At 41.8% G+C, this 263-nt stretch carries 1 protein-coding gene; it reads left to right on the top strand.

All coding sequences use genetic code 11. From position 1 onward, the window contains the following. Positions 1 to 263, top strand: a 263-nt coding sequence (locus SB754_RS20930; RefSeq protein WP_410784272.1) for an ImmA/IrrE family metallo-endopeptidase, incomplete at both ends; no start/stop codon positions are given.

The raw sequence follows: 263 nt of genomic DNA on the forward strand, positions 1-263 counted from the left end.
CGTTTCAAGAGTATCACCATAGACAAAAGGCTCCCCTCTTCAATTCAAAGGGAGCATTTTTATCATGAGCTATGCCATATCCTTCGTCATGCTGGCCGACAAATTATTATGCCTGCGGCATTTCGTGAGCTACAGGAATGGGATGCAACCAATTTCACGAGGTATGCTGCATTGCCCATACATATGCTTTCTAGTATTGAATTTAGTCATCCAGGTATCATTGACTATCTATCTTCGCAGTTTGGTGTAACTCCTGAATTATG

The organism is Leifsonia sp. SIMBA_070 (genome assembly GCF_046534635.1).
GTDB lineage: Bacteria > Actinomycetota > Actinomycetes > Actinomycetales > Microbacteriaceae > Leifsonia.